Genomic DNA, 3,013 nt, shown 5'->3' with positions numbered 1-3,013 from the left:
TGATATTGGTTTAAATCCTCACTGTTACCTAATACGTCTTGCCAATATAATACTTTTTGCACGAATTGATTCCAAATATTCAAAATGGTTGAATAGTAATCAATTTGTATTTGAAAATCAATGCCGCCATACCAGCCTAGTGGCTGGCACTAATCAGAAGCGAAATGATGTAACTGAAATAAACCATGATCAACAAGACCCCATGCCAGCGGGCTAATTTTCGTTTGTTGCGGTAACTTCCCCACAAAAGAATCAGAGTGGCCCCAAACATCACCGGGACATCTCGCCACAAAACCGCATGGCTTATGACCGCAGGATGAATCATGCCCGGGAAAATCATGACGGTCAGCAGGTTAAACAGGTTTGAACCGAGGATATTGCCCACGGCAAGGTCGTCAGCGCCGCGCAAGGCGGCGATGATGGAGGTAACCAGCTCGGGCAGGCTGGAGCCGAAAGCCACGAGCGTCAGACCAATAATCAGATCACTCATGCCCAAACGATGCGCCAGACCCGCGCTGGCCTCAATCAGGTAATGGGCACTCAGGGGCAGAATGATAATGCCCAGAACAAAACTCAGGGTATGGAGTCGAATGGAGCGTTTACGAAACCAGGCCTGCTGAAATGCCTGATTGACTCGGGCAGCGACCAGGGATTGCCGAGAGGTCAGCAGCAGGTAGCTTAACATGGCCACACAGGCCAATAAAAAGAGGCAACTGTCGACGATGCCAAGGTAACCGTCGAGCATTAAGGAATAAGTAAATAACATCACTAAAAAAAGCAGGGGGTATTCACGGCTGAGCAGGGAAGATTGCAGGGTCAGGGGTTTGATTAAGGCCGTGATCCCTAAGACCAGGCCAATATTGGCAATGTTGGTGCCGATGGCGTTACCAATGGCGATATCCGGCAAACCTTCCAGGGTGGCGTTCACGGCAATCATGATTTCGGGTGCTGAGGTGCCGAGGGCAACTAAGGTAAAGCCTATCAGTAGAGGCGGCAGGCGATAATTGTAAGCAATGCCCGAAGCACCGGTCACCACATGGTTGGCTGACCACAGGAGCGCGGCAAAACTGATTATCAGCATGAACAGGTTATACATTTCTTCTCTTAAAGGATGACCCGCTACAGATAATACTGGATTTCAGTCCTAACACAAGAGAACATCATGCCGCGGTTCACTGATTGTATCTTGTTATCAAATTACTCTGGCTCCATGGTCGTTACCTTACTGGCGGAAGACGGGTTATTTTCTTTCGTTGTAGCCGGGCTGAAAAACAGCGGGGAAGCCTGGGATTGCATGGCCGCGATGGGTGGTGGCGCTACTTCATTTTCTGGAAAAAAATGAGGAAGCAACAGCGCTAATCGTTTATTTTTTAAAGCCCACTGACTAAAACGATCTTTGCCCGCTGTTTTAGCTATCTGATACACCAGATCCCAATCGGCGTCATGCCTAAGCAATAAATCCAGTGGCGAGTTATTCGTCTGCTGTTTATTAATCATCACGGTTAATGGGTGATTCCAGAATTCAATCGGAACAACCTCTAGTAGATTGGGGCATTCCTTCATAACGCAAGCAATAATCTCAAGGCCTTTTTGGGAATGGCAAAGCCAATAGAGAGGGGGAATTACTCCCTGATGCGGTGAGGCATACCATGTTTCCAGGGGAATATCCTTTGTGAGTGCTGGATTTTTGTGAAGCATGCGAAAGAGGAAATCAGGAGGGATGGCTGTGGATTGAGCGACTAAAAAGTGGAGAAGGGAAATGCCGGACTCGTCATATTTTTTGTAGAGCATCTTCGCTGGCATGATATAGGGCAAGTCAGGATAGAGGTCCAACAATTTATCCAGTATCGGCATTCCCGTGTGGTGGCAGAACGCCAGTGAATCCAATAACGTATAGTATTGTGATTGATTCGAGATGGAATCGTCTGAATCAGACGGCTTTATCTCTCCTTTAAAAAACTTATTGTTAAGCCAGATTTCGGGGGGGATTTGCGCAAAGGATTTTGGCGAATTGCTCATCAATTTCCACAGCAGGTCTATTCCCTCAGAGAGAAGGAGTAGGGCCTGAAGAAGAGAGATCGACACCGAGTCTTCTGATTTTAACAGTATACCCTCTTTGCAAAGCAGTGCATCTGGAAATCCCGCATCGACAAGTCTTGGGGTTAGCGCGCCTAAAATAGCGGCAATAGTCTGCTTATGCTCCTTGGTGTACCATAATGTGGTGATTAAGGCCACAAGCAGAGGTAAATCCTGGCAATACCCTTTGACAGTTCCTTCCTGATACCAGGTTTCGACAGGAATGCGTTTAATGAAATTTTTTCCGGTGAGCATCAGGCATAGCTCGGGGTAATTAATGGTTAAGTAAAACAAGGGGGAGACCATGGCCACTTCGCCATTTTTACTCCGGATGGCTTGCCGGGTATATAAATGGGGTAAACAGCGCTCCAGTAATTTGGGGTTATTTTCAAAAATCTGATGTAAATACTGGGCGCCCCCGCTATTTGCGCACATGTAAAGCAGCACGGTTTTCTCATTGCCATCCTTAATGGGTTCCATTAAACGGTCATAGGTCAGAATGGTCTTGGCAATGTTATTAAGATCAGAGGATTCAAAAAATTGGGTAATCTTGCGCTTTTGGAATAAGGAAAGAAATAGAAGAATAAAAAGCCGGTGTCCTTTGTAGGTTGTGTTCCACCACAGTTCATTGATGCGTTCTGGATCAATAAATTGTCTGATTTCTGTCGTTGTCAGGGGTTTTTCTTCAATCAATGCCGTGACCAATTCTTGTGCTGTTTTAGTGGGTGCAGGGTTTTTCTTATTGTCTTTAAGACTTGCTTTACGTGTGGCCCTTTTTGCGGCAGCGGATGCGGCCGATTTTGCTTCCGTGCCCGAAACAACAGCGACAAGGGGTTTAGCGATTTGTTTCTCAATGGCATTGGCCTGCTCGATTTTGCCGAGTTGTCTGAGACGGATGGCTTCGTTGTTCCAGTCTTGTGCCGAGGCGGGGGCTGTG

General features: G+C 46.9%; 2 protein-coding genes. Both read right to left on the bottom strand.

The genetic code is table 11. The features are described from left to right. Nucleotides 1-136: 136 nt before the first annotated feature. Nucleotides 137-1,096 carry a calcium/sodium antiporter gene (locus tag Lery_RS03585; RefSeq protein ID WP_058525892.1) on the bottom strand — a complete coding sequence of 320 codons (960 nt, stop codon included), beginning with the start codon at nt 1,094-1,096 and terminating at the stop codon, nt 137-139. A 101-nt stretch (nt 1,097-1,197) separates the two neighbouring features. Beyond that, the coding region (locus Lery_RS15415) for a hypothetical protein (RefSeq protein ID WP_162262939.1) at nt 1,198-3,013 on the bottom strand (1,816 nt) is incomplete at its 5' end.

This window comes from Legionella erythra, from assembly GCF_001467615.1.
Lineage (GTDB): Bacteria > Pseudomonadota > Gammaproteobacteria > Legionellales > Legionellaceae > Legionella_C > Legionella_C erythra.
The sequence above is the reverse complement of the archived record's forward strand: the minus strand, read 5'-3'. Positions and strand labels throughout refer to the sequence as shown.